Origin of the sequence: Gilliamella sp. M0320 (assembly GCF_016101635.1) — a bacterium.
Classification (GTDB): Bacteria; Pseudomonadota; Gammaproteobacteria; order Enterobacterales; family Orbaceae; genus Gilliamella; species Gilliamella apis.
Genome location: NZ_JACFQD010000002.1, coordinates 167,340 through 193,901, shown reverse-complemented (window position 1 = coordinate 193,901; position 26,562 = coordinate 167,340). Strand labels below are relative to the sequence as shown.

Annotated in this window: 24 protein-coding genes and 2 tRNA genes; 9 read left to right on the top strand and 17 right to left on the bottom strand. The window is 33.7% G+C overall.

Annotated features, from left to right (window positions below; all coding sequences use genetic code 11):
• Positions 1-93 precede the first annotated feature (93 nt).
• The 4 genes from H3T83_RS03415 to H3T83_RS03400 all read left to right on the top strand — a co-directional run bounded on the left by H3T83_RS03415 (position 94) and on the right by H3T83_RS03400 (position 5,443).
• On the top strand, positions 94-1,845 hold the full coding sequence (locus tag H3T83_RS03415) for an ABC transporter ATP-binding protein (RefSeq protein WP_198215098.1): 1,752 nt from the start codon (positions 94-96) through the stop codon (positions 1,843-1,845).
• Positions 1,845-3,602, top strand: a complete 1,758-nt coding sequence (locus tag H3T83_RS03410) for an ABC transporter ATP-binding protein (RefSeq protein ID WP_198215097.1) — start codon at positions 1,845-1,847, stop codon at positions 3,600-3,602. Before H3T83_RS03415 ends, H3T83_RS03410 begins: the two co-directional genes overlap by 1 nt.
• A 145-nt stretch (positions 3,603-3,747) precedes the next feature.
• The gene (locus H3T83_RS03405) at positions 3,748-4,965 is read left to right on the top strand and encodes an MFS transporter (protein WP_086336671.1); all 1,218 of its coding nucleotides are present in this window, start codon (positions 3,748-3,750) and stop codon (positions 4,963-4,965) included.
• A 130-nt stretch (positions 4,966-5,095) separates the two neighbouring features.
• Positions 5,096-5,443, top strand: a complete 348-nt coding sequence (locus H3T83_RS03400) for a hypothetical protein (protein ID WP_198215096.1) — start codon at positions 5,096-5,098, stop codon at positions 5,441-5,443.
• A gap of 153 nt (positions 5,444-5,596) precedes the next feature.
• On the opposite strand, the gene H3T83_RS03395 is transcribed toward H3T83_RS03400, so the two are convergent.
• On the bottom strand, positions 5,597-6,280 hold the full coding sequence (locus H3T83_RS03395; RefSeq protein ID WP_144187846.1) for a helix-turn-helix transcriptional regulator: 684 nt from the start codon (positions 6,278-6,280) through the stop codon (positions 5,597-5,599).
• A gap of 306 nt (positions 6,281-6,586) precedes the next feature.
• On the opposite strand from H3T83_RS03395, the gene H3T83_RS03390 reads away from it, so the two are divergent.
• Positions 6,587-7,876, top strand: coding sequence for an MFS transporter (locus H3T83_RS03390; protein ID WP_198215095.1), 1,290 nt, complete (start codon positions 6,587-6,589; stop codon positions 7,874-7,876).
• Between the two features lie 55 nt (positions 7,877-7,931).
• On the opposite strand, the gene H3T83_RS03385 is transcribed toward H3T83_RS03390, so the two are convergent.
• The 3 genes from H3T83_RS03385 to H3T83_RS03375 form a co-directional block, all read right to left on the bottom strand.
• On the bottom strand, positions 7,932-9,116 hold the full coding sequence (locus H3T83_RS03385) for an MFS transporter (RefSeq protein ID WP_198215094.1): 1,185 nt from the start codon (positions 9,114-9,116) through the stop codon (positions 7,932-7,934).
• Between the two features lie 38 nt (positions 9,117-9,154).
• A complete protein-coding gene (locus H3T83_RS03380) occupies positions 9,155-9,730 on the bottom strand; it encodes a flavin reductase family protein (protein WP_144187840.1) in 576 nt (191 codons plus the stop codon).
• 125 nt (positions 9,731-9,855) lie between these two features.
• The gene (locus tag H3T83_RS03375) at positions 9,856-10,866 is read right to left on the bottom strand and encodes an alpha/beta hydrolase (RefSeq protein ID WP_198215093.1); all 1,011 of its coding nucleotides are present in this window, start codon (positions 10,864-10,866) and stop codon (positions 9,856-9,858) included.
• Between the two features lie 275 nt (positions 10,867-11,141).
• Here H3T83_RS03375 and H3T83_RS03370 point away from each other — a divergent pair, with 275 nt between their 5' ends.
• The 3 genes from H3T83_RS03370 (at position 11,142) to H3T83_RS03360 (ending at position 14,279) form a co-directional block, all read left to right on the top strand.
• Positions 11,142-12,056 carry a LysR family transcriptional regulator gene (locus H3T83_RS03370; protein WP_144187836.1) on the top strand — a complete coding sequence of 305 codons (915 nt, stop codon included), beginning with the start codon at positions 11,142-11,144 and terminating at the stop codon, positions 12,054-12,056.
• Positions 12,057-12,543: 487 nt separating this feature from the next.
• Complete coding sequence (locus tag H3T83_RS03365) at positions 12,544-12,939, top strand: rhodanese-like domain-containing protein (protein ID WP_198215092.1); 396 nt, start codon at positions 12,544-12,546, stop codon at positions 12,937-12,939.
• A gap of 194 nt (positions 12,940-13,133) precedes the next feature.
• Entirely contained in the window at positions 13,134-14,279 is a 1,146-nt protein-coding gene (locus H3T83_RS03360; protein ID WP_198215091.1) for a T6SS immunity protein Tli4 family protein, read from the top strand.
• A 390-nt stretch (positions 14,280-14,669) separates the two neighbouring features.
• Here the strand turns inward: H3T83_RS03360 and H3T83_RS03355 are convergent, their stop codons facing one another.
• Entirely contained in the window at positions 14,670-15,644 is a 975-nt protein-coding gene (locus tag H3T83_RS03355) for a YafY family protein (RefSeq protein WP_086360682.1), read from the bottom strand.
• A gap of 127 nt (positions 15,645-15,771) precedes the next feature.
• On the opposite strand from H3T83_RS03355, the gene H3T83_RS03350 reads away from it, so the two are divergent.
• Complete coding sequence (locus H3T83_RS03350; RefSeq protein ID WP_065580414.1) at positions 15,772-16,152, top strand: VOC family protein; 381 nt, start codon at positions 15,772-15,774, stop codon at positions 16,150-16,152.
• 187 nt (positions 16,153-16,339) lie between these two features.
• Here H3T83_RS03350 and H3T83_RS03345 read toward each other — a convergent pair.
• The 12 genes from H3T83_RS03345 to sbcB form a co-directional block, all read right to left on the bottom strand.
• Positions 16,340-16,415: transfer RNA gene (locus H3T83_RS03345), tRNA-Gly, on the bottom strand.
• A gap of 17 nt (positions 16,416-16,432) precedes the next feature.
• A tRNA-Leu gene (locus H3T83_RS03340) sits at positions 16,433-16,520 on the bottom strand.
• 221 nt (positions 16,521-16,741) lie between these two features.
• The gene (pgsA, locus tag H3T83_RS03335; protein ID WP_198215090.1) at positions 16,742-17,296 is read right to left on the bottom strand and encodes a CDP-diacylglycerol--glycerol-3-phosphate 3-phosphatidyltransferase; all 555 of its coding nucleotides are present in this window, start codon (positions 17,294-17,296) and stop codon (positions 16,742-16,744) included.
• A 107-nt stretch (positions 17,297-17,403) separates the two neighbouring features.
• Positions 17,404-19,239 carry an excinuclease ABC subunit UvrC gene (uvrC, locus tag H3T83_RS03330; RefSeq protein WP_065613463.1) on the bottom strand — a complete coding sequence of 612 codons (1,836 nt, stop codon included), beginning with the start codon at positions 19,237-19,239 and terminating at the stop codon, positions 17,404-17,406.
• 1 nt (position 19,240) lies between these two features.
• A complete protein-coding gene (gene artM, locus H3T83_RS03325; RefSeq protein ID WP_065578772.1) occupies positions 19,241-19,918 on the bottom strand; it encodes an arginine ABC transporter permease ArtM in 678 nt (225 codons plus the stop codon).
• A 9-nt stretch (positions 19,919-19,927) separates the two neighbouring features.
• Complete coding sequence (artQ, locus tag H3T83_RS03320; protein WP_208595729.1) at positions 19,928-20,704, bottom strand: arginine ABC transporter permease ArtQ; 777 nt, start codon at positions 20,702-20,704, stop codon at positions 19,928-19,930.
• A gap of 84 nt (positions 20,705-20,788) precedes the next feature.
• Positions 20,789-21,523, bottom strand: a complete 735-nt coding sequence (locus H3T83_RS03315; RefSeq protein ID WP_086362507.1) for a transporter substrate-binding domain-containing protein — start codon at positions 21,521-21,523, stop codon at positions 20,789-20,791.
• Positions 21,524-21,552: 29 nt separating this feature from the next.
• A complete protein-coding gene (gene artP, locus H3T83_RS03310; protein ID WP_065578769.1) occupies positions 21,553-22,281 on the bottom strand; it encodes an arginine ABC transporter ATP-binding protein ArtP in 729 nt (242 codons plus the stop codon).
• A 312-nt stretch (positions 22,282-22,593) separates the two neighbouring features.
• Positions 22,594-23,241 carry a vancomycin high temperature exclusion protein gene (locus H3T83_RS03305; RefSeq protein WP_086360683.1) on the bottom strand — a complete coding sequence of 216 codons (648 nt, stop codon included), beginning with the start codon at positions 23,239-23,241 and terminating at the stop codon, positions 22,594-22,596.
• 1 nt (position 23,242) lies between these two features.
• Positions 23,243-23,932, bottom strand: coding sequence for a CidB/LrgB family autolysis modulator (locus tag H3T83_RS03300; RefSeq protein WP_198215089.1), 690 nt, complete (start codon positions 23,930-23,932; stop codon positions 23,243-23,245).
• A complete protein-coding gene (locus tag H3T83_RS03295) occupies positions 23,929-24,372 on the bottom strand; it encodes a CidA/LrgA family protein (RefSeq protein WP_198198185.1) in 444 nt (147 codons plus the stop codon). The genes H3T83_RS03300 and H3T83_RS03295 overlap by 4 nt, the downstream gene beginning before the upstream one ends.
• Before the next feature lie 106 nt (positions 24,373-24,478).
• On the bottom strand, positions 24,479-25,912 hold the full coding sequence (gene sbcB, locus H3T83_RS03290) for an exodeoxyribonuclease I (protein ID WP_198215088.1): 1,434 nt from the start codon (positions 25,910-25,912) through the stop codon (positions 24,479-24,481).
• Positions 25,913-26,562 lie beyond the last annotated feature (650 nt).

Below are 26,562 nucleotides of genomic sequence, written 5' to 3'. Positions count from 1 at the left end.
AGCAAAGGCATTCGAGGTTAATATGTTTAGTTGCGATAACCTAGAGATTGTTTCTTATTACATGATAGATATAGGCTAAGGATACACTTAATTATGAATCACACGGATATATTTCTGCCAGTAAAGAATAAAGTATCTCATTCAATATTTTTGGCATCAATTGCTCAGGTGCTTAAACTGAGTATCTGGTTAACGTTGATCTGGGTTTTACACCAATTGATGTTGGATGCTAGCGTCTTCCCGGGATTGCCGATTGTCTCTCTACTTGTTCTGAGTATTCTTTTTTATACGCTGAGAACTTATGCTCACGATAAGTCTCACTATGCGGCATTTGAACTAGAAAAAATATTACGAACTAGGCTTATCAAAAAGATCAATCAATTGCCAATTGAAACGGTTAGAAACATGGGCAACGGAAATCTTGTCAAAACATTAATTGATGATATTAAAGAATTACATGCCTTTGTGGCTGATGCTCCGCCCTTAAAAGCCGAGGCATTCGTTACGCCAATTTTTACCTTGCTGGTTTTATTTATCTTTAATTGGGTCTTTGCAAGCATTGTATTTGCCATCACTTTAGTTACTTTTCTACTGCTGAGTTTTATCATGAAAAAAGCTAAGCTTTTAAAGGAAAGCTATAATAATGCAACTATTCAAATCAACAGTAAAATCATTGAATATATTCAGGGAATGAGTGCGGTAAGAACATTTGATGCCGGGGAGGGAGCATTCGGTCAATATCAAAAAGCACTGGAAAACTATAGCCAGGTGGTCTTTCATTGGTTACAATCTATGCGATTGTCTACAAAAATTGCTCGCAGCCTTTTCTCCGCTATGCCGATGAGTATCATATTAGTTGTTGGATTGAGTTTAGCCCAACTAAATGACCAAATCTCATTTATCACGACGTTCTGTTTTTTATTGCTGGCGATCGGTATTGCAGAAAGTGTTCATCCAGTGATGAGTCTATTTCAGATATTACAAAAGTCAAAGGCAGCAATAGAAAGAATATTTGAAGTTGAAAATCTACCAATTTTAGAGGCGCCTTCCAACCCGCTATTACCTGATAATAATGAGATAATTTTCAAAAAAGTTGGGTTTTGTTACCAGAATTCTGACACTATTTTATCCAATATCAATATTAAAATTCCTGAAAATTCATTTACTGCTCTTATTGGTACATCTGGTTCTGGCAAGACGACGCTAACCAATCTCATTCCACGCTTTCTTGATGCAACCACTGGAACGATAACTTTAGGTGGAGTTAATATAAAAGAGATTGAATACGCTGAACTTATGTCGAGAATTTCATTTGTTTTTCAGGATAACTTTTTATTCTCATGTTCGATCGCAGATAACATACGCTATGGGCTAGACAATATCTCTGATGAAGATGTTATTGAAGCCGCCAAAAAAGCGGAAATTCACGACTTCATTTTGACACTTCCTCAACAGTATAACACTCTGGCAGGAGAAAGAGGGCAGCTATTATCCGGTGGTCAAAAACAGAGGATCACCATTGCCCGAGTTTTTTTACAAAACCGACCGATCGTTATTTTAGATGAACCGACGGCTTTTTCTGATGCCCGAAATGAAGCATTGTTGTTAAAAGCCTTTAACCGTTTAATTGATAGAAATAAAACTGTCATTATGGTAACCCATCGCTTATCGACGATTGTCAATGCCGACCAAATAATATTATTGGATAAAGGGATGATTAAAACTCATGGGACACATAATGATTTAATCGAAAATTCTAGTGATTATAAATTGTTATGGCAAGAGTATAACAAAGCAAAAGATTGGTCGATTCCAGTCAATAATTTGGCTGATGGAGAAAAGTGATGAAAGAGTATATTAATACAGACACACGCACAACAAAATCATTGCTGAAAACATATATTGGCTTAATCAATGCGGCTGGTAAGCAAAAGAAAATATTGATCCGCAGTCTGATTTATACTGTGGTCTCCTCATGTCTATTTGGCGTTTCGTTGGTTTTACTATATCCCTTATTTGCAGCGCTAGAAACCAAAAATGTTACTGCAACAGTTACTTATTTAATTATTGTCGTTGTTCTATTGATGGGTAGTTTTATTTTTAAGGTGCTTTGTGAACGCTATGATGCGGATGGTTATTCGACATTGGCAGTTACCGAGCTAAGGGAAAAATTAGGTAACAAGCTAAGACATATTTCCTTAGATTATTTAAGTCAGTTTAGATCTGGGGAAATAAATTACCTTATGATGCAAAGTGTCAATGAAGCGGCAGTATTTACATTTATGCTACTCAATATCATCATTACCGGCGTGGTTGTACCACTATCAGCTGCAATTGCCTTGTTATTTTACAGTTGGCAACTTTCTTTGATGATGCTTATGGTCTTTCCAATGGCAATTCCACTCTATCTGTGGCGTAGGAAGGCCTATCGCAGAGGTTTTAGCATTCTGGCAGAAGCCAATGCCAAATTAAAAGGGGAAGCTGTCGAGTTTGTACAAGGACTTGACGTATTAAAATCGACAGGCCAAACCGAAGAGAAGATGACAGAGTTTATTAAGGTAACAACAGATGTGGCAAATATACTGCGTATTGGCACGAAAAAAGGCGAAAAACCTAACTTAATTATCACCATTGTAATTCAAGTTGGTTTGATCCTTATCATCTCGTTAGGTGCGTATTTGGTGAATGCTGCGACCATTTCCTATCTCTTACTAGCCAGCGTGTTATTAATCGTTGCTCGTTCCACGGATGTATTAAACTATTTTGTACAAATGTCATCGATGCTTGAATCATTGGTTATAGGGTATGAAAAATTGCAGGAACTGTTGAATGCTCCATCATTACCTGAAAAAAAAGCAGAGATTATGCCTGAGCACTATAATATTGAATTTGAACGAGTTAACTTTTCGTACCGAGGGCAAGACAAATATGTTCTTAAGGATATATCCCTTCAGATCCCAGAAAAAGCATTAACCGCTTTGGTCGGTGCCAGTGGCTGCGGTAAGACTACAATAACCAAGCTTATTCTTCGGTTTGCTGATGTAAAATCAGGAAGTATTAAAATCGGTGGTATTGATATTCGAGATATGTCTCAAAGTCAGTTAATGAGTCTAGTCTCTGTAGTATTTCAGGATGTCTATTTGTTTCAAGACACCATTATTAATAACATTAGAATGGCAAAATTATCCGCTAGTGACGAGGAAGTCATCGAAGTTTGTAAACAAGCAAATTGCCACGAATTTATCCAGAATTTCCGCGACGGTTATCAAACACAACTGAATGATATTGGCAAAAGTCTCTCTGGTGGGGAGAGGCAGCGTATCTCTATTGCCAGAGCCATTTTGAAAAATGCACCTATTCTTATCCTCGATGAGCCAACTGCCGCTCTCGATACTGAGAATGAACTGGCAGTGCAAAAGGTGATTAATAAGTTAGTACAAGGGAAAACGGTATTAGTTATCGCCCATCGACTTTCTACTATCATCGGAGCTGAGCAAATTGTAGTAATTGATAAAGGCGAAATTGTGGAAAGTGGTACTCATCAGCAGCTATTACAGCGAAATGGGATTTATAAGGAGTTTTGGCATCTCCAGCAAAATTAACTCTATCTGCCGCATTAATGTTGTTGCCTACTGTGAGTTACGAAGTGTAGACAGCTTAATGTGTTGCAACATTTTTAGTCGTTTGCTCTTCGTCTTTGAAATTGGATGATAAATTTTTTAGTAAGTTCGTTATTGTGAGGTTGATATGCAAAAGAAGACATTGTCTTTATCCTTTATATGTTTGTTGATAACCGTTTTTTTAGACCAAATTGGTTTATTTCTTATTAACCCGATTATCCCCTCTTTGTTGGAATCGGTAACTCATGAGGGGGTCGTTGATAATGCGCTTATCGGTGGGTGGCTGCTAGCAACTTTTGGTATAATGCAGTTTATTTTTGCGCCAGTAATGGGGGCGGTTTCCGATAAATTTGGTCGCAAGCCAATTTTAATTATTTGCTTCACGGCATTTACCCTTGATTATTTTTTATATGCCATTAGCCAAAATTTATATCTTTTATTTCTAGCTCGAATTATCGCTGGTATTGCGGGCTCTTCAGTCATTGTTTCTCTGGCAAGTGTCGCGGATATGAGTGATGAAAAAAGTAAAATGCAGAATTATGGTTTTATATTTGGCGTAATGAGTTTGGGCTTAGTTATTGGACCATCTATCTCAGCAGTTGTAGTTCAGTCTGGGATAAGAGTTCCTTTTTATGTTGCTGCTATCTTTAGCTTGCTGGGGTTACTGTGCGTTATTTTCTTTTTTAAAGAAACGCTACCTAAAGACAAAAGAAGAGCATTTAAAATTGATAATCCGTTTTCTTCGGTAGCTTATTTTCTTAAGTGTAAAGGCTTATTTCACCTATTTATTGTGCAAATTATTTTTATGTTTGCGACGCAGTTCTCTATTATCTTGTGGCCATTTTTTACAAAATATCGTTTTACATGGAATGATAGTCAAATCGCAACATCTTTTGTCATCCTTGGAATCGGAGGCTTATTTGCCCAAACAGTTTTGCTTAAGCTAGTTCGCTATGTGCTAAGCGATCATCAAGTTCCTTTATTAGGATTCATTTTATTTGCGCTTGGGTTGACATGCATTGCTCTTTCTAATAGTACTTTAGCGATATACATGGCGATGATGATTTATAGTTTTTCAAGCATCAGTAACTCCTCCATTGTAAGTATTTTTTCATCGCAGGTTACTGATTCAGAGCAAGGGCTGTTAATGGGAGCATTGTCGTCTATTACCAGTTTTTGGGCTGTATTAGGGCCAGTTTGTGCTACCAGTATGTATTACTTTACGGTTAGTCTACCCTTACCAAATAGTGATGGTTATCCATTTATTTTTTCAGCAATTTTGGTGTTGATATGCTTAATCCCGCTATCTACAGGATTAAAAATAGTAACCGCTAAACATAATTAATCGTTGTCACGTTAAGGTTTATATTAAAATGACCCATAAAAAGATAAAAAATATCCCCAAACAGATTTGTTTTTTATTTTTTAATTTATATTCCACGCAGTCTCTTGGCATAACCTTTTTGTCGGTTGCTTTGATTTTAGTTTTATATAATAACGTTACTGCGCTGGATAAATTAAGCCTTATTCTACTCATGTCTTTCTCAATTACTTTTAAGGTGTTATGGGCGCCGTTTATTGATAAATATTTAAAAACATCGTCAGGCTATTATCAGAATTGGCTGTTGGTTGCACAATTTTTGATGATATTGTTTTTATTTACGATTACTTTTATTTATTCAGTTAATGATTATTTATTAGTTTTATTGGTCATTTTATTTTTTCATTTAGCAAACACAACCTATCTAGAGCATATGACCAACCTCATGCCATCGTTAATTCCAGAATTACATCATTATATGGTTAAGATGGAAAACTGCTAAAGATTAATACTGCTAAAGCGTCAGTTGCTAAAATTATTGCATAAGGCTGTATTTAATTATAATGATAATTTATAATTTTATGTTAATCAATGTGTTAGCATGATATCAGAGATTTTTTAGCGGTGGTATTAATTAATATTTATTGTAAATTTCCTATTTATCAATTAATAACAGATTTAAATTTTTCCTTCCTTTTGGCGTAATTGTCAATCCACGATTATTATCATTTTGTTTAAACCATTCTTGTTGTAGCATTGATTGAAGCAATAAAGTCCCTAATGGACCACCAATATGATCCCGATGTTCAGTAAAATCTATACAGCGCTTGCCAACACAAGCTGTGTTAGATGTGTTAAATAATAACTTATGTTCATTAAAAAAGAGTTTACCTTTTTCAGTAACCACAAAAAAATTGTCTTGTATAACAATAAATTCATTATTAATAAATGATTGGGTAAGTGCTACAGACCATGAGCCAGCTAAATGTTTATAACATGTTCTTGCCTCTTTAAATTTTTCTTTAGTTTTAGAGTTGGATAAAAATAAACAATCATTTGGCGGAATAATGTTAAACGTTGATTCAATAAACATTGCTGTATCTTGATTTTTTATTTCATAGTAGTGGTGTTTACCACATACTCTGTGATGGATAAGTGCAACATCTTCTAATTTTTTTAAATGAAACCGAGTAGCTTGTGGTGATAAATTCAGTCGATTTGCTAACCATGAGGCTGAAAGCGCTCTACCATTCATTAATTCCGTAATAATCATAATTCTACTGACGTCAGACATTGCATCCGAAAATCGTATTAAATCCTCACAATATAATTTACTCACTTTTTAGAATCTCCAAAAAAAGTCAATGGCATTTTTAGTTATTATTCAATTGGCAACCAACTAAGCAAAGCATATTAATATAAGCTTTTTTGCTAATTTGTTTAAATTTCTTTTTAAACATAATTTATAAAAAGTAAATAAGCTAATTGGATATTTTCACCAACACAAAAAGAAAGTACATGAAACTCTATGAAAAAAAATATTTCATTTTTGCAACTTCTATTCTAATGGTTGGTTACTTTTGCATTCACTTTTTTCTGTAGGTAGTCAGTTAAAAGCGAAATTTTAGTAAGGTGAGACCTTTAAATGACTCAAGCAGTTAATAGTACTAAACCAATGTATTCTATTTATATTATATGTTTTTTAGGATTATTTTTATCAACATTAGATACTGGGATTATAAACTTAGCGTTAAATTCCTTTTCAGTCGATTTTGATGTTTCTTTAGAATATATCGGATTATCAATTACTTTATATTTATTATTGCTAATTATTTTTCTAGTTCCTAGCGGTTGGCTTGGTGACTTTTTAGGGCAAAAAATAGCATTAATAGTAGGCTTCTTGCTTTTTGGTCTAACCTCAATGATTGCTGGATTTTCAGATTCTGCTAATCAGCTTATTTTATCTAGATGTGGACAAGGAATAGGTGCCGCATTATTGCAAGCAAATTGTCTGGGATTGGCTGGTTTACAATCAAGCAAACAAAAAATAAAATTAAATTCTTTCATAATGTTGGCGATAAGTTTAGGACCAATTTTAGGACCTTCTTTTGGAGGTATTATTTTAAAATTATGGGGGTGGCAATTCTTGTTTCTAATTAATGTTCCCTTGTGTATTGTGGGTTGTTTTTTTTGTTTGAGAATAAATAAATCAGTAATCTTAGTAAATGAAGAGACTTTCGATTTAAAAGGAATGATACTATTTTTCATAATGTTAGTCGGTTGTGTTTCTCTCATTTATTCTAATAATATAAACCTATCGTCGGTTGAAACAAGCTTCATCGGTTTTTCTACTTTGATCATATTTTTATTTTTTTGGAAGATTGAATCAAAACACTCCAATCCTTTTTTCCCTGTCAAATTATTATCAATTTCGTCAATTAGATACATTTCAATTGGCAGTTTGATTTTTGGACTGACCGCGGGCATTATTTTTTCAGCATCACCTATCATATTTACTAGAGAAACTAGCTATCCTATTGACGAAATAGGATTAATTTGTACTGCTTCACCCATTGGCGTTATTTTAAGTGTGTTTGTCAAAAAAGTAATAAATCCAAATTATAAAAAAATTATACTAATTTATGCTTTACCGCTTATGTTATCTGCTTTTGCCTTGCTTTTCTTGGTTAGTTTTAATATTTCAGTCTTTAATTATGTTATAGCTGCTATGTGCTACGGATTAGGTGGCGGACTGTTTCAAAGTTCATTAATTCAGATAGCGATGGAGCAAAAAAAAGATAAACAATCCACGATAGGAAGCTTGATAAGGCTTTTTCAAAATGGGGGAATTATTATTGGAGCAGCATGTTCTTTAGCGTTGTTAGAAATAGATATTTCCCCTTTAGAGAACATTTCTACCTATCAAAGATTATGAGGTATTACTTTCAGTGTACTCACTTAAAGTGATCGTCTATAGTATAGGATAGACATTAAGTTCTTTTTTCGGTGTTGGTTATTATGAATACACGATTTCTTATCACAATTCCAATAAACCCTAATGCGGCAAAGAGTGCAGCGCCTAATACCGTGTATTGAGTTCCCCATCCTGAAATAATTAGCCCACAAACAAATGTTCCTAAAGTTGTGCCAAGATTCGCAGCGGTTAAGAACAAGCCGTTAGCAAACTCGGGAGCGTCTGGCGCTGACGTACTAACCATAAATTGATTACCATTGTTAGCAATGCCTACACACAATCCAAGTAATAATAGAATAACGGTTATGGCAAAAGCATAGGTACCTAGCACAAATAGGAGGATATACAATCCCACAAGCAGTATCGGCATCATAATCAATGTTGAATGTGGCTTTCTTGATAAAAGTCTACCCGCCAAAATATTACCAATAATATTGGTCATACCATAAGCAAATAACAACACGCTTATAATTTTGAAGGACAATAACGTCACCGAATGTAAATAATCAGAAAGGTAGCTATAAAAACCAAACATAACCGCGTTCATAAGAATAGCGGCAATAACCGAGATCCACAAAACAGTTTTTTTTAAAACGCCAAGCTGTTTTCCATAAGTTAATTTGTTATTTACTGGCATAGAAGGAATAAATAATAGGGTTGCTAACAATACAATAATATTCACAGCCGTAAAAAATACCATTGCCATACTAAAACCCCATTCATCGGCAATAAAACTGGTTACAGGAACGCCGAGTACCATGCCGGCTGACACACCAACAAACAATCTCGCCACCGCTTTCGGTATATCTTCTTGCTTTACCGAAACAGCAGCAGTAGTAAAAGCAATAGTAATATATACTGGATGAAAAATGGCAGGAATAGCCCGAAAGACTAATTGTATAGCATAACTATCAGCAAATATGGAAACGATATTGCTTATCACAAATACTGATAGTGCTAATACCATAGTAATTTTACGATTGATTTGGGAGAAAAATAGCGGTACTAACGGCGCAGTAGAAGCAATAACCAAAGCAAACAAACTAATCATCCAACCAGCATCAGGAACACTGATATTAAAATGTTCGGCAATGATGGGCACAATTCCTACGACTCCCATTTCAGTATTTAAAATACCGAAAACTCCAAGGGTCAAAATTAATAATAGACGGTTGTTTGCCTGATTTGTTGTAATTGTCATACTAACCCTTTTTATTTTTGAATAATAGTGTAGAAATATCAAGAATCATCGTCTACAATTAGTCCTTTTCCAGTTATATAAAATTGTTTACCGGCTACATAATGCAGTGTTTTCATCTCGTCGGTAACGTTATCAAATCGCCAATGACCGTCTGCAAAGACTCGATCGTCGGCCCATGCACAGATAACTTCGCCAATCAGTAAATCGTATACCGATTCATTATGCGGTTCGGGAATAAGTCGGCAAATCAACCAAGCTGCACAATCATTCACTAGTGGCACGTCAAAACCATCTTGATAGAATAATTTGACATTGCTATCAATTAATTTATTAGGGTGAGTGAAATAACTTTGGGTACCAACCTTAATGACTGTTTCAGCTTGTTTGGCGACAGGTATTTGTATAGCAAACAATCCACTTTGTTCAATTAACTGGCGGGTATAAGAATTTTTATCAATGACAGCGGTAACTTTGGCAGGAAACGAGTCTAATGGACATACCCATGATGCAGACATTACGTTTTCTATATTGTTATGCTTAGCAGAAACCATTACAGTTGGTCCATGATTAAGCAGTCGGTAAACTTTTTTATTTTCTACGGGACGGATAGTCATTTTTGCTCCTTTGTTTTCTAAAAAAATATAAATTGAAATATAAAAATACGTTTCTGATTATAAGTATTTAAAATAGTTCAGATAGACATTAGTTTCAAGTTAGGATCGAGTTCCTAACTAGACTGTTATTTCAAGTTATTTTTAAAAAACTGCACAAATTTATCAAATGGAATTTTGTCAAAGTTGTCATATAAATCAACATGATTGGCATCAGCAATGACGACTAATTCTTTAGGTTCCGCAGCAGCTTGGTAAACATCTTCTGAATAGTAACGTGAATGTGCTTTACTACCGGTAACTAATAAAATAGGACGCGGAGAGATTTGTTTAATATTCGTCATTAAGGGGAAATTGAAGAATGACATGGGCATCGTTGCTGACCAAGCCGTTGTTGAATTAACAGATCTAGGATGAAATCCACGCGATGTTTTATAATAATCAAAAAATATTTTTGATATCGGATCAGATCCAGCTGGCAATACATCAGGCAAAATCTTATCAGACTTAATAATATTGCCGTTGTTATCAAATGGCACTTCATGTAAACCTAGCGAATATGTGCCACTTTCAGCATCAACCCAACGTTGCAGACTTAAATAATCGACCACTTTTTGCCGTTGTTCTGGCGTATAATAATCTTGATACCCCTTACTCATACTCCGTGACATGTCATACATAGCTGTAGTCGCTACGGCCTTAATACGGGTGTCGCTTGAAGCTGCTGTTAGTACCATACCCGCCAGACCACAAATAGCTAGCGCACCAATCTTGTCGCGATCAACAAAAGGTTGTAATCCGATATAATCAATCGCTGCACTAAAATCTTCAGTATTGATATCTGGAGATGCGGTATTGCGGACTTCACCACCGCTTTCACCCGTAAAAGAAGGGTCAAACGCCAATGTAACGAAGCCACACTCTGCTAAAGTTTGAGCATGTAAACCAGATGATTGCTCTTTAACGGCACCAAATGGACCACTTAAAATAATAGCAGCAAGTTTTAGGTCGCCTATGTTTTTGGGTATATATAGATCACCTACGAGCATAATCCCATAGCGATTTTTAAAAGTCACTTTACGATGATCGACTTTATCGCTTTTAGGGAAAGTTTTATCCCACTCTTGTGTAAGTTGCATTGTATTAGCTCCTATATTAATGACAGATTCAGAGTTGGCGATAGCCTTAGAGATGCCTATAAAGAAAGCAACACCTTAGCAATAGCTATTTGTAAAACATTTCAACGATAAAAAAGGCTTTCAAATAATGCCTAATAGGCAAATTTATTAAGAAATACCATCGTAGATGTTGTTAGTGATGAGTGCTTTTTAATCTTATTATCTATTATTATTAATAAATTACTCTGCTACAATGAATAAATTACGAATTAATAATTCTCGAATTAGGAATAATTATGCTTAATCGTTTAGATGCCTTGAAGTATTTCTGTATCGCTGCTGAAACTTTGCAGTTTCGTGAGACAGCAGTGCGGATGTCGGTGTCTCCCCAAGTGGTCACACGAGTGATTGCAGAGCTAGAGGATGAGTTGGGTACACTACTTTTTCTACGCAATACTCGTAATATGCAACTTACCGAGTTCGGTGAACATTTTTTACCACAGGCACAACAATATTTGCAAGAAGGTGAAAAACTATTTGCTAATGCCAAACAAAAACAAAGTGATATGAGTGGAGTAGTTCGTATTGCTGTCCTTAGACTGCCTGAAAATGATGCTATTTTAGCTGAATTGGTAAAGAAGTGTGCCGATTATCCAAGATTACGTATAGATTGGCGAGTCGACTTTGCTAAGTTGCATCTAATTGAAAATCAAATTGATATTGGATTAAGAGTTAGTTTTGAACCCGATCCACTGATGATTGTTCGTAAAATTAGTGAGATGCAGGATAAATTTGTTATTTCGCCAAAATTATTAGCTAAACTTGGTCAGCCAAAAGATTTAAACGATCTACAAAAACGTTTTCCGGTAAGTAACCTGATTAATGTTGATACTGGACGTTCCTGGGGATGGCCAGTGAATGATGAATTACATTTATTTCCCAAACAACAACGCTTTGTCACTGACGATCCCTATAGTGAGCTAGCGGCTGTACTGGCAGGAATGACTTGTTCACTGGTTGCCGATTACATGTGCAATAAACACCTTGCAAATGGTGATTTAGTTGAATTGTTTCCTGATATCCCTCGCAAACGCTGGCAAATGTATTTATATCGCCCTCAACGTACTATTACGTCACCTCATGTGCTAAAAGTATTTGATTGGCTAACAGAGATTTTGGGTAAATATTATTATCAAAAAAATGAACGCTAGTCGTTATTCATTATTTAAACTTATTAATTCACTACCATTTATTTAATACTTTCCAGTTAATTTACAATCTTCACCAAAAAAAGCGTTATTAAGGGAAAGCTGTAAGTATCGCCTTTAAAAGGATTAAGAATATATATAATTATGACTTGTTGTTTAAAAAGACGTCATTTTTACTTTAATTTATCCTTAAAAAAGGAGAATTAATGATCATCAAAGCTACCAAATTCACACATTAAGATGATTAGATTGTTTGGTGGCAATAAATTGCCGTTTTATCTAGGTTCTTTATAAGGAATAATGATCGTTGTTAGGTAAAATAATAAAAAATAGACATAGATCTACAAAATTACGCTAATTTAATCAATACAGTTTATATTTGCGTTATAAATAGTTAATTGAAAATATAATTAATATTGATATGATAATTAATCGATTAGCTTATATGTTAGGAAATATTCTTTGAGTTTAAATTTTAAAAGAAGTTTTTATGAGTATCGAGCAAATGTGTCATTATCAAGCAAAATTATCTTTTGAATTAGATTCAGCAGATTTATATACGTCCATTATAAAGCAAGAAAATATAACCATCATTGATGCTCGATCTCCTCAAGCATATAAAAAGGAACATATATCAGGAGCCGTAAATTTATGGCATAAAGATATGTCATTTCATACAACCGACCATTTAGATAAACATAAAATTTATATTTGTTATTGTGACGGTATTGGCTGTAATGCCTCAACTAAAGCTGCGCTTAAACTTTTAACGCTAGGATTTAAAGAAAAAGAATTAATAGGTGGTCTTGATTGGTGGAAACGAGATGGTTATGTAACAGAAGGGGACGAATCTCAAAGCGGTCTTGAAGTCAATTGTGGCTGTTAAACGTAAATTTACACAATGGATATAATGATAGCAAAATATCTAAATTTTATTGTTGTTGAAGCTGTAGAGAGATTAAATGTCAACTAAAGTTCTAACTGATTATGAGGTGAAAAAACGATTTCGTGGGGCTTTGCTTGGCGTACAAGCTGTATCCGTTAGGGCGATTGTCGATATGATGCAGGAGGTAATTCTGAATGATTAGGTTTACTAAATTGAATACACTTCATGGCGGTTTGATGGTTGGAGTTTTGGCATTGACCGTATTGAGTAGTTGTCAGGCATTTAACAAGGATATTCGAAGGATTACATTACCATCAAAAGAGCAGCAGTCGGTGACTTCGTTAATTTCAAACTCCCCCACACGCTGTATTGGTACTTATTTAATCGAACTGCCCGTTGAATTTAAAGCTTATAAAGAGGGGATCTTTTATTACAAAAGTAGTGGTGATATTACCATTACTACCAAACAGCAGTATTTACGACCATTTAAACAGATGATTGCCCTGCGCAAGCAGGATCTAGAAAGTACTAAGCCTATTGACCAAATCAATGGTAAATATCTAAAACAGGTATATAAAGTACAGACAAATAATCCTGATAAAATGCAAGGTATTATTTTTGAACGAATGGTAAAACCAGGAATGCGTGATGTACTTAGAGTTTTAGAAGGTTATCGCTGGCAAGATGAAGTGACCTTAAAAATTGAGATGAAAGCACGTAATGGCTCTGGGGAATTATATGCTAAAGATAGGATAAAAGATCCAGAATCTTATGCGAATAATGTCCCTCAAAAATTAATTGAGCTACGTAAACTTTTTGACCGGATTAAGCCGCGCGATGACTTGACTATCCCAACCACGCCAGGTTTTTGTATGTTTAACAGTTTTATGCAGGGAGAGGATCGCGAATGGAAAGATATGAATTATGGCTATCGGCACGATAATAGTAATGACTATTTTTCATTCTATTTTGAATTTAATGATTTTGCCGATGACTATGCATTACTTGATAAGCCCGAAGCTTATTTTACACAAGGTAGCGGACATACCATCTATAAAGGAACCCGTGAAAGCCATGGCTTGAAACTGGAAGAGTGGGTTGTCAAAGGCAAGTATTTTGAAGAGCCCCAAGGTGTTAATAATAATTATACAGACTATATATTTACCTTAGGTATTCATATTACCGATCCAACCTATAAAACGCCACGATTACGCGTAGAAATGACCTATAGAGTTCCCGAAGACAAAACACAAGGATATACTGAAGAGCAATTGATGGTCATTTGGCGTGAAATCACCAACACTATTCGAATACGCGAGAGTGCTTTTGAATCGAAATAAATGTATTATTTGGGGAATAGCCTTAATTTATTAAGGCGTTTTCTTGTAGAATTTGTTTACTTGGATCAAGATAATGATATATTCACTTCCTTTGCTGTTCTAACGGACATATATTAATAAAAAATATTAAGATGTATATTTAGTACAGTTTTATACATTATGAATTGGAGCGGGAAACGAGGTTCGAATCCAGTTTCATAACCTATTGTATATAAAAAATTTATCCAGACACTAATATTGCTTTCGCTAACCTTCAGGACTAATTTTTGGAATAGTTTTTTGTGGTACTTTATGGATTGTTATGGACTTCCACGGACTCAAATTACAATAACAACTTATTTACTAGACCTTGCCTTATCATTTAATGGTATGAGGCTATTCATTGACAAGTCATTTGATAGAATAATTTGACATAAATGAATTGGCAGCGTTTTTATAAGATTTAAATAATTTTTCCGCGCGTTCAACCATTTCGTGACGTATATGCTCAGGCTCTAAACAAATACATTTATGACCTAAGCTCAGCAAAATTCCATAACTGTAGTCATCATCAATAAAGTTAAAATTTACAAGATATTGTTGTTCGTTTAATTTCTTAATATCTTTTTCGTCACAAAAATCTAAAATGCGATCCAAAAGAGATTCATCTATTAGTAATTTTATTTTAAAAATCTTTTTTTTCATATCCTTTTCAAATAAAGAAAATACTTCAGGAACAGTCTGACTAATAAATTTAGTATTAGTTTCTCTAATGTTTGACATTTTTGACAATTTAAATATACGAAAATCATTTCTATCTAGGCAAAAAGCTTGTAAATACCATTGTTTTTCCTTAAAAATAAGTTTATATGGCTCAATCAAACGCGAGGTTTGTTTATTTTTAACCCCCAAATAATTAAACGATAAAAGTAGTTGCTCATTAAGTGCCAGTCTTATAATGGAAATTTTTTTATTAATATTTTGCTTAGAAAACCAAGGTGATAAATCAACAATTAGTTGATTTAAATTATTTGTAACTTCTTCATCAAGTTCTTGTTCTGATAAAAAACTCTTAATTTTTTCAAAAGTTCTTAAATTTTCACTTTCTTTTATAACCGGTGAGGATAACAAGTTGAGGCCTTTTAATAAAACAATGACATCTTCTTTAGTGAATAAACTTGTATTAACTTTATAATTTTTTAAAATACTTATTCCGCCCGCACTTCCTTGATATGTAATAATGGGTATTCCTGCTCCCTCAATAACTTGTATATCTCGATAAATAGTACGCAATGATACATTTAATTTTTCTGCTAATTCTTTACCGCTTATTTTTTCTCTTTGAAGCAATACCATTATGATAGTAATTATACGATTAATTTTCATGCTTTATGTTTACAAAATAATTTACATTAAATTTTAAATATGACATACGGTTGTCATCAATGCTACATCATAATATAGATAACAAAAATTAACTAAATTAATTTTTATCACTAAGAGGAAACAAAAAATGTTTAAACCTAATAGCGTTATTGTTTATGTCAAAGATGTCGATACTAGTACTGAATTTTACACAAAAATACTAGGGCGCCCACCTATTGAAACTTATCCTGGTTTCGCTGTATTTTTATTGAATGATAATTTTATTTTGGGGCTACAAGGTGCTGATGAAATAACTCCAAAGGCACCGAATCATTATGGTGGTTTTGAGTTGTCATTTAGTGATGTAACAAAAAATGATGTTGATGAGATTTATGCGACATGGAAGGAACTAAACGTCAAAATTGAACTTGAACCTCAAATGCTCGATTTCGGATACACATTTGTAGGAAATGATCCCGATGGTCATCGACTCCGTGTTTGTGCTACCGACACTTCAAAGTTTGAATGAAAAATATCTTAAGAAATTGAAATAATAGGTGCTTCATTATGCAGCCATTGTTTATGAGGAATTCATTTCATGAAAAAATCTTGGATGACTCTGGATTACTTTGTTCTATACTGGAAAGTAAAACAGTTAAATCACTTTCAAACTCCGAACTTTATGGACTTTAACGTACTATACGGGATAATTCTATTGGAGCGGGAAACGAGGTTCGAACTCGCGACCTCAACCTTGGCAAGGTTGCGCTCTACCAACTGAGCTATTCCCGCATGAGAAGTGTTTTAAATGGTGCCCGGGGCGAGACTTGAACTCGCACGGCCAAAAAGGCCGAGGGATTTTAAATCCCTTGTGTCTACCGATTTCACCACCCGGGCTCAAAACTTAGTTCCGAAAGGTAACTGCGTTTTGGATGCTGTGCATTTTACCTATCTTATCATTTCAGTCAATAAAAATTTCAAATTAATGGTTTGATTGCTCAATGTTTGACTGATTAGTCGTTAAATTAAGCTATTTTGTCTATTTTTACAAAATTATTTAGCTAACTTGATTATTAAGAGATTACACAGATAATATCTGCGATATTTCATAAATATGTTTAATCTTCGTCTAATAAATCACTTTGCGCGATCCAAAGATATTGCAACATAGATAATAAAGTTAAGATAGTTGCAATAAGTAGGGCTGCCAGACCTGCATATATAACCAGATCGCAAGGACGCCAAAGTAACCAAGTTAACGCTGTCATTTGGGCAATAGTTTTAATTTTACCAATTGAAGATACCGCAACATTATTGCGTTTGCCAATTTCAGCCATCCACTCTCTTAATGCAGAAATAATGATTTCTCGAGAAACGATGATGATAGCCGGAATAGAAATCCACCACGCTTGATAATACTGAGTGATAAGTACCAATGCGATCGTCACCATTATTTTATCGGCAACAGGATCTAAAAAGGCGCCAAATTTGGTAGTTTGACCTAATCGACGGGCGAGGTAACCATCAAAAACATCTGTAACTGCGGCAATTAAGAATAATAATGCCGAAAAAAAGCCAGACCATTCATGAGGAAATAAATAGAATGCCAACACAAAAAAAGGAATAAGTATTACTCGAAATAATGTTAAGAATGTAGGTAAGTTGATTTTCATGTGACATTAGCTCATTTTGTTTTATTAATCAATTGGTTAGTGATAATTAAAAAAACAGTGTTTTCTTACTGATTATGTTGCCTGAAAAATGTTAATTTTTCAATGTGTTATTGCTGTAAATTTAGATAAATTTTTTCAGCTAACGATTTGGAGATGCCTTGTACTTGGGCTATTTCATCTATACTAGCATTTTTTAGCTCTCTAAGCCCGCCAAAATGTTTTAATAATGCTTGGCGTCTTTTTCCGCCAACGCCTTCTATATGCTCTAACGCACTATCAGTTAATTGTTTAACACCTTTTTTACGCTGACCTACAATCGCATGGTCATGTGATGCGTTACGGATTTGTTGAATTAATAATAGAGCAGGGGAATGATCATCTAAATAATAACCTTTGCCATGAGCTTCAAAGAAGAGTGTTTCTAAACCTTCTTTACGCTCAGCACCTTTAGCCACCCCGATTAAAATAGGATGATGTTTATCCCAGTTTACTTGTAACTTCTCAAATACTTGTAAAGCTTGATTAAGTTGACCTTTTCCACCATCAATAAAGATAATATCAGGGATTTTGTCTTCAGGAAGATCTTTTTTACTATAACGACGAGTCAATACCTGTTCCATTGCTGCATAGTCATCACCAGGTGTGATACCAGTAATATTATAACGACGGAATTCAGATTTAACTGGTCCTTTATCATCAAACACAACACAAGAGGCGATAGTGTTTTTGCCCATAAAATGGCTGATATCAAAACATTCCATTCTATTGATTTTCTCAATCCCCAAAAAAGCTTTTAAAGCATCATATCTTTGTTTAATGGTTGAGTTTTCAAGTAATTTATTTTTAACTTCCGTTTGAGCATTAACGGTCGCAATATTTAATAATTTAAGATTATCACCTTTCGGTTCATCAACTAATTTAACTTGATGTTCAGCAACAATAGATAACGTCTCTTCCATTGCTTGTTTATCGGACAACGAAAAATTCAGAAGAATTTTCTTTGGGATATTCCTATTTTGATTACCTTGTAGATAAAATTGCCCTAAAAATGTCTCGATAACTTCTTCAAGTTCAGTATTAGACGGTACTTTAGGAAAATAAGAACGATGACCAAATGTTTGACCATTACGGATAAAAAGCACATAAATACAAGCTAAGCCGAGTTCATAATGAAAACCGATTACATCCAAATTATCATTATTATTGTAGATAGCTTGTTTTTCATTAATGTGTTTGATTGCTTGTAACTGATCACGCAACGCTGCTGCTTTTTCAAAATTAAGCTCACTACTGGCTTTTAACATATCAGCGGTAATTTTTTTTAAGATTTCATCTGACTGTCCAGATAAAAATAACCTAACATAATTCACTTGTTCGTTATAATCTTCGTCGCTGACTAAACCAGGTACACAAGGGCCTAAACAACGTTTAATTTGGTACTGCAAACAAGGACGTGTTCGATTACGATAAGTACTATTAAGACATTGCCTTATCGGAAAGGTTTTTTGTAATAATGCGAGAATTTGTTTAACTGCATAACCACTTGGGTAAGGGCCAAAGAACTCATCTTTTTTACGATTAACTGCTCCGCGGTATAAAGATAATTGTGGATGGCGTTCTTTACTTAATTTAATAAACGGATAGCTTTTATCATCTTTAAGTAAAACATTATATCGTGGTTGATATTTTTTGATATAAGTCTGTTCAAGCAAAAGAGCTTCGGTTTCGGTATTGGTGATGGTAAATTCTACTCGATGAATATGACTCACCAATCGATCGGTTTTGATGGTTTTTTTACTACTATTAAAGTAACTTTTTAAACGATTATTGAGGTCTTTCGCTTTTCCCACATAAATGATGGTATCTTTATCATTAAACATTTGGTAGATACCTGGTTTATGTGGGACAGTTTTTAAGAAAGATACAGAATCAAATTGGCTCATATTAATTTTCAAAGGTGAGGGCTCTTTTCTCTATTATCCTCATAATGGTGCTTAAAATACCATTTATCAAGAGGTAGATGAGCCCAGCAACAACAAAAATTGAGAAATCATAGTATTCACCATTTAGTGTATTACTATATCCCATGAGATCCATAACAGGAATCATTGATGCTAGTGCGGTTCCCTTAACCACGAAGACAACTTCATTAGAGTAAGTAGACAGTGCACGTTTTAATGCATATGGCATTACAATTTTGAGTGTTTGTCTTTTATTCATGCCTAATGCACTACATGCTTGCCATTGTCCTTGTGGAACAGCTTTTAAAGCACCATAGAAAATTTGAGTAGTGTAAGCTGCACTATTAAGCGTTAATGCTAAATAAGCGCAAAACCATGGCGATGAAATAAATTCATAAAAAGCGGGTACTTTACTTAAAATTTCGCCAAATTGTGAAGGTCCATAATAGATTAAAAAAAGTTGTACCAATAAAGGTGAACCAGTAAAAATAACAATATAACCACGTATCGTTTTAGTTAAAAACTTTGAATTTAAAGATAAAAGGCAAGAAAAAACGATAGCTAAAAAACCAGCTGATAATATGCCAGCGATACTTAAACTTAAAGTATCAGGTAGACCTTGAAGAATGATTTTTAGATAGTAAATAAAATTATCAGACATAAAATGACCTTACTGACTATTAGCTGATGAAGGTTGTTCAAATTTGGTAGAGCGTTTTTCAATATGAGCAATAACGCGTTGACTTAAAACTGATATTACTAGATAAACAAGCATAGCAATAAAATACCATAAGAAAGGTTGGTTGGTTCTTGCGACAATTGTTTTGGTTTGCATCATTAAATCATCAATCGCTATTGCAGATACAAGGGCGGTATCTTTTAATAAAATTAACCATTGATTACTCAAACCAGGTAATGCATGGCGCCACATTTGCGGCATTATTATGCGGAAAAAAGTACGGGATTTACTAAGTCCCAATACTTGAGCTGCTTGTTTTTGTCCACTTGGTATCGCTTTAAATGCTCCACGTAAGGTTTGAGATGCATAAACGGCATAAAGTAAGGATAAAGCAAAAACACCGCATAAAAATGGATCTGGTTGAGTATTTTCAATATTCATTTTTACGGTAAATGTTGTAAAACCAAGTGGAATGGTAAAACCATCATCTAATGCCATCAATAACAGCGGTAAACCGGTATAGATTGCCACCACAATTAATAATTCGGGTAACGCTCGAATAGTTAAATTAAATAGTGACATTAACCATGCAACGGGTTTGAAGGGTACTGATTCTAAAATAGTAAAAATGAACGCAAAAAACATGCCGACAATTAACGATACAAATGCTAATGATAACGTTATTGCGGTTGCTTTAGTTAGCGGCAAAATATACCCATCCATAGAAGAGAGTAACCAGTCGATACCGTGTGCAAAAAAGTCTGACATAAAAAAACCGTAATTAAATTAAAAAAATAAACTCGCCGCAGAGTATGCGGCGAGATCTCAACGTACAGATTTTAGTAAATAAGATTATTTACTAAACCATTTTTTATAAATAATATCTAATTCACCATTTGCTTTTAATTTATCAATTGCTTGGTTGAATTGTTCAAGTAATTGATCATTTCCTTGACGTAAAGCGATACCTAAACCTTCACCAAAGAATTCATGATCGGTAATTTTGTCACCCAAAGCAACAATCTCAGCATCCTTACCTAACCATTCTCCAGCAACAAATGAGCTTGAAACAATGGCATCAATACGTTTTGCTTTTAAATCTAGAAAAGCGAATTGATAGCTGTCATAACTTACTGCTTTAACATCAGGGTACTTTTCATTTAAGTATTTTGAATACGTTGTACCTTTTTGAATACCAACTTTTTTACCTTTCAATTGATCAAGACTGGTTAATGAGTCTTTCAAAGTAATAAATTGAATTGAGCTGTCGTCGTAGTAGATTTTAGTAAACGCAACTTGTTTTTGACGCTCTGGAGTAACATCAATACCTGCAATTGCTGCATCAATGCGACGAGTTTTAAGGCTAGGAATTAAACCATCGAATGATTGGTTAACAATTTTGCAAGATACTTTCATTTCTTCACAAAGTTTATTCATAACATCGATATCGAAACCAACAATTTCATTTTTGTCGTTAGTAAATTCGAAAGGCGCATAAGTTGCTTCGGTACCAATAGTTAATGTTTCTGCTGCTTGAGCTGCAAAAGCAGATCCAGCAAATAAAATCGCTAGTAATGTTTTTTTCATATTTCCACCCAATCTGGTTTTAATTAATGTTAATGTGATAGATAAGCTTTAAACTCTTCGGTTTTGGGATGAGCAAAACACTCAAGTTGTCCCTGTTCAATAATCTTACCTTGTTCCATGTAAATCACTTGTGAAGCAACTTTACGTGCAAAATCGACTTCATGAGTAACAATAATTTGTGTAATTCCGGTTTGTGACAGTTCATTAATAATCTCGGCAATTTGTGATGTAATTGCTGGATCTAATGCCGCTGTTGGTTCATCAAATAACAAAATTTTCGGCTCCATCATTAATGCTCTAGCAATAGCAACTCGTTGCTGTTGGCCTCCAGAAAGATGGAGAGGGTAGCGATGCGCCATTTCATCAATTTGTAGACGAGCTAAGATTGACATAGCTTTATCACTAGCTTCTTGTTTTGATAATTTTAATACTTGGCATGGCGCTTCAATCAAATTTTCCAAAACGGTCAAATGTGGCCATAGGTTGTAATTTTGAAAAACCATACCGACATTTTTACGTAATGTTCGAATTGTTGATTCACTTATTTTTTGCGAAAAATCGAAATGCGAATCAGCAATCGTCATTTCACCTGATGTAGGAATTTCAAGTAAATTAAAAACTTTCAACAAAGAACTTTTACCTGCACCGCTCTGACCAAGTAAAACAATTGTTTCACCTAAAGGGTAACATAAAGAAACGTCGTTCAATGCCTGATGTGTACCATAAAAACAGTTAATATGGCTTAATTCAATATTCATTAGTTTAGATAAATTGTTTAAATTTTAATTGACTAAATATTACTTTTTTTTGCATAAAAATGCAATCTAAAATATTAGACAAATACTTTATAAGTTAATTTTTAAGCAAAAAAATATAATTTTCAATTTTTATTATTGGATAATATTATATTAAATCAATTAGATGTAATTAAAAATATTTACTATACTGATATTTTTATTGATAGAAAAGAAATATATAAATGTAATTCTAATTGATAATTTAACGAATTTGTATGTATTAAGAGCTTAAAAAACCCCTTTCCTCAAAATTTTTACAGATTTTAGCTTAATTTATTCATCATTATTTATAATAGGGATGATAGGTCCAAGATATTTAGGTTTTTGATTCATTATATATAAATCAATAAAAGCACTAACACGAGCTAGCATCTCTCTTATGCGAACTAACTTCATACTTTTGGGTGCTGGAACGGCAAAACACTGTGCTTGAATATCTTGCGCAAGGGCAATAAAAATCGCTCGTTCGCAATGGAACTCTTGCGTAATAATAGTAAAATCATCAGCATTGAAAACTTTATTAGCCCGAACAACTGAATCGAAGGTTCTAAAACCAGCATAATCTAATACAATCGATTCTTTAGGGATACCTGCTTTAATCAGATCCTTTTGCATCGTGATTGGCTCATTATAATTTAAATGCGCATTATCACCACTTACTAATAGATAATCGACTTTTCCTTGCCAATATAGATCAATAGCGCCATCGATACGATTGCGATAAAAACCGTTAATTCCACCACCTTTTACATATTTAGATGTACCTAATACTACACCAATTGTTCGATAGGGGAGCTTATTTTCATCATGATAAATGTAAGGTGCTGTTTTATAGCTTATCCAATAGTCGAGACTAATTATTACCGCTATTAAAAACAGTAGAAAGGTAATTAAATAAGCAATAAATTTTTTTAATATCATGCTAAAACCAATCAAAAATAAAAACCATTATTGGAAATAAAAATGGTGCTGTCAATGAAGTCATAATACCACATAGTACTAGTGATAAAGAGCTGTAAGCTCCTTCATTATAATCTACTTCAATACAGCGTGCAGTACCAACAGCATGTGATACAGCACCGATTGATAAACCTCTGGCGGAAGCTGTTTTTATTTTAGCCCAATTTAATAATTGATGAGCAAAAATTCCACCTAAAGTTCCGACTAGTATTACACATAATGCGGCAATAGATGGAACACCACCTTGATTTTCTGCGATAGTTACCGCTATTGCAGTAGTAACTGATTTTGGTAGTACCGAGGCGGCAATTTCATCACTACCTCCTAACCAGAATGCAATACATACTCCCGTCACCATAGAAGCAATTGAAGCGGTAAAGGTGATTATCATGATGGATTTCCAACGGGCTTTGATTTGTGGGATTAATTCATATAAAGGATAGGCTAAAGCAACAACCGAGTATGGAAGTAAATCATTAATAATTTTTACATTTTTTACATATTCAATATAACTAGTCTGTGTGATTAATAATATTGGAATTAAAACAATAACTGAAATCACTAGTGGATTAAATAATGGATTTTTGATTTTAAAGGAAATTTTACGAATCACAAGAAAAACTAAAACAGTTAATGGTAGCATCCATATCATGATTGTTTCCCCTTATTATCAGCCGATTTTAGCGCTGGTTTATGCAAACGCTCAGTAAGATATGCCGTTAAAAATAAAACAATAATTGAACCGCCAACACTGGCGAAGATAATCGGCAGCCAATTAGCTAAAAGCAGTGAATAATTATCCATGATTCCCATAGCTGCAGGAATAAATAGCACAGTCATATAGCGCATAAAGAGGTTACAACTGTTTTTGATCCAACGCGTTGGTATAAGTTGAAAAGCTAATAAAAAAAACAAGATTAATAGACCAATAATACTACCAGGGATCATGATTGGTAAGATTGCCGAAACTATGTTACCTGCCCATAAACATAGAGTTAAAATAATTAATCCACGACCATAACTAAATAGTGTGTAATATAAAGAATAAAGTCGATGCTTAATTGTTGCATGTTTGGCTAAAAAATGTTTCATAGTTTATACACTAATTGTCTTAAAATTAAATATTGACGGTATGTCCGTCGTTTAGAAAGGGCGGAGAGCTAAAACTAGAAATATATAATACGCCCCTGTAATTTAATTATCCAACTAAATAATGACAATATTGGTAAAGCTGTTTTAATAAAGTAAGCTTTTCCGGTTTCTGTATATAAATTTCTGCAAGTTGTTCCAGTGATTGTAAATAATTTTGTATCTCAATGGTATTGAGTTTATCTCGACAGTGATCTTGCCAAATACGCTGTTCTTGTTCGGTTAATGTTTGTGGATAATTTCTCGCTTTGTAGCGAAAGAATAATGTGGTTAATCGTGGATCATCAAAAGTGATTGATAAAGTTTCTAATAAATGAATTGGCGTAGTTCTTATAGTTTCACAACGTAAAAGATCTTGACCATTTAAAAATCCACCATAAATTTGTGCATCAACATCACTGTTAACTGGATAATCATTATTGATACTAAATAACTCACGCATTTTATCCTGTAATTTATTTTGGTTTTGCAGTAGTTTTTGTTGATTAATTAAACATTGTTGTTTATCTAAATTAAAACGTTTTGCGTTATCAGCTAATAATGTGCTTAATGGCGCAATAATTGGACATTTATTTATATGAATCAGTTTTAACGGAATACGCTGCTCGTCTAACTCAAGATCGACTGTTTTGGTGTAAAGTTTTTCCTGAATAGTCTCGACAGGTAAATCAATAATTGAATCAATATCTCCAGCTAGATCACAGACTATAACTGCATTATTTTGCGTTGGATGCCATGCAATAGGGCAGACTAATGACATATTACCTCTATGGCTACCTAACATTCCTGATACATGAACAATAGGTGTCATATTTACAACGTCAATAAGCTCGGCAACTCTGTTTTTATTACGTAATTTAAAGAAATAATTGAATAACTTTGGTTGGGCTTGTTTGATAAGTTTTGCCATAGCAATAGTAGCATAAACATCTGACATTGCATCATGGGCATGCTCGTGGGTAATATTATTCGCTTTAGTTAAATCTTCTAAACGAAAACTCGGTAAACCAGCATCATTTGTTGGCCAGTTAATACCTTCAGGTCTTAATGCATAACATGCTCTAATGACATCAAGTAGATCCCACCGTGAATTACCATTACGCCAACTATAAGAGTAAGGATCATAAAAATTACGATACAAAATATTGCGAGTCACTTCATCATCAAAGCGGATATTGTTATAACCTAAGATACAAGTATTCGGTCGGTTAAATTCTTGATGGATTAATTTGGTGAATTCAGCTTCACATAAGCCACTTTGATTTGTTTTTTGTGGTGTAATACCAGTGATAAGAACTGCTTCAGGATTGGGTAAATAGTCTTGCGCTATTTGACAATAAATGACTAAGGGTTCTTCAATAATATTAAAATCACTATCTGTTCTAATGCCAGCAAATTGTGCCGGACGATCTAAAGCAGGGTTGATGCCAAAAGTTTCGTAATCATGAAAATAAAAAGTAGGCTGTATTTGATCGTTTTTCATTCCGTTATTTTGCTCTTAAGTTTTCATTTTAATTTCAAGTGATTATATCATTATTTAGTTAATTTTATTTATGAACAATACAGTGATGTAACAATAAAAAAATTTTAATAGTTAATCATTAATGAAAAATCAAGGTAATAATTAAACTGACTTTATGAGCAATTATAAGAATTATTTTGCTAGTTATCCTATTGATAGAAATGATTTTATAGTAAATTTATTTTGAATAATTAATCTGTTAAATTTAATTAATAATATTTCAGTTAATCCTAAATATAAATGTTACACCGTCACAAATTTGATGTTGTCATATTTTATGGAGGGAAGATATGTCAAATAAATTATTAATGAGCTTATTTTTTATACCACATTTTTCATTACCACGTTTGTTAATCTCAGCTCTTGATAATGCTATATTAGTCACCTTGATTTTTTGTTTAACTTATTGTTACAATTAAATTAATTGGTAAAAAAGTCTTTTTGGCTATATTGCATGCTATTAAGTTTACCAGGGTTATCGGAATTAAAATAATTATTTCACTTTAATTCTTATTAATTCGTTATCTAAAAAAAGAGTGATATTATCAGCTTTCTGTTGATGATTATGCTTTTAAGCTAGCTTACATGGAATATAAAACAAATTATTATTT

What these genes read in the sequence shown, in the direction of transcription:
- H3T83_RS03415 (WP_198215098.1), top strand. Translation starts at nt 94, where the DNA reads ATGAATCACACGGATATATTTCTGCCAGTAAAGAATAAAGTATCTCAT.
- H3T83_RS03410 (WP_198215097.1), top strand. Translation starts at nt 1,845, where the DNA reads ATGAAAGAGTATATTAATACAGACACACGCACAACAAAATCATTGCTG.
- H3T83_RS03405 (WP_086336671.1), top strand. Translation starts at nt 3,748, where the DNA reads ATGCAAAAGAAGACATTGTCTTTATCCTTTATATGTTTGTTGATAACC.
- H3T83_RS03390 (WP_198215095.1), top strand. Translation starts at nt 6,587, where the DNA reads ATGACTCAAGCAGTTAATAGTACTAAACCAATGTATTCTATTTATATT.
- H3T83_RS03385 (WP_198215094.1), bottom strand. Translation starts at nt 9,116, where the DNA reads ATGACAATTACAACAAATCAGGCAAACAACCGTCTATTATTAATTTTG.
- H3T83_RS03380 (WP_144187840.1), bottom strand. Translation starts at nt 9,730, where the DNA reads ATGACTATCCGTCCCGTAGAAAATAAAAAAGTTTACCGACTGCTTAAT.
- H3T83_RS03375 (WP_198215093.1), bottom strand. Translation starts at nt 10,866, where the DNA reads ATGCAACTTACACAAGAGTGGGATAAAACTTTCCCTAAAAGCGATAAA.
- H3T83_RS03370 (WP_144187836.1), top strand. Translation starts at nt 11,142, where the DNA reads ATGCTTAATCGTTTAGATGCCTTGAAGTATTTCTGTATCGCTGCTGAA.
- H3T83_RS03365 (WP_198215092.1), top strand. Translation starts at nt 12,544, where the DNA reads ATGAGTATCGAGCAAATGTGTCATTATCAAGCAAAATTATCTTTTGAA.
- H3T83_RS03360 (WP_198215091.1), top strand. Translation starts at nt 13,134, where the DNA reads ATGATTAGGTTTACTAAATTGAATACACTTCATGGCGGTTTGATGGTT.
- H3T83_RS03355 (WP_086360682.1), bottom strand. Translation starts at nt 15,644, where the DNA reads ATGAAAATTAATCGTATAATTACTATCATAATGGTATTGCTTCAAAGA.
- H3T83_RS03350 (WP_065580414.1), top strand. Translation starts at nt 15,772, where the DNA reads ATGTTTAAACCTAATAGCGTTATTGTTTATGTCAAAGATGTCGATACT.
- pgsA (WP_198215090.1), bottom strand. Translation starts at nt 17,296, where the DNA reads ATGAAAATCAACTTACCTACATTCTTAACATTATTTCGAGTAATACTT.
- uvrC (WP_065613463.1), bottom strand. Translation starts at nt 19,239, where the DNA reads ATGAGCCAATTTGATTCTGTATCTTTCTTAAAAACTGTCCCACATAAA.
- artM (WP_065578772.1), bottom strand. Translation starts at nt 19,918, where the DNA reads ATGTCTGATAATTTTATTTACTATCTAAAAATCATTCTTCAAGGTCTA.
- artQ (WP_208595729.1), bottom strand. Translation starts at nt 20,704, where the DNA reads ATGTCAGACTTTTTTGCACACGGTATCGACTGGTTACTCTCTTCTATG.
- H3T83_RS03315 (WP_086362507.1), bottom strand. Translation starts at nt 21,523, where the DNA reads ATGAAAAAAACATTACTAGCGATTTTATTTGCTGGATCTGCTTTTGCA.
- artP (WP_065578769.1), bottom strand. Translation starts at nt 22,281, where the DNA reads ATGAATATTGAATTAAGCCATATTAACTGTTTTTATGGTACACATCAG.
- H3T83_RS03305 (WP_086360683.1), bottom strand. Translation starts at nt 23,241, where the DNA reads ATGATATTAAAAAAATTTATTGCTTATTTAATTACCTTTCTACTGTTT.
- H3T83_RS03300 (WP_198215089.1), bottom strand. Translation starts at nt 23,932, where the DNA reads ATGATATGGATGCTACCATTAACTGTTTTAGTTTTTCTTGTGATTCGT.
- H3T83_RS03295 (WP_198198185.1), bottom strand. Translation starts at nt 24,372, where the DNA reads ATGAAACATTTTTTAGCCAAACATGCAACAATTAAGCATCGACTTTAT.
- sbcB (WP_198215088.1), bottom strand. Translation starts at nt 25,912, where the DNA reads ATGAAAAACGATCAAATACAGCCTACTTTTTATTTTCATGATTACGAA.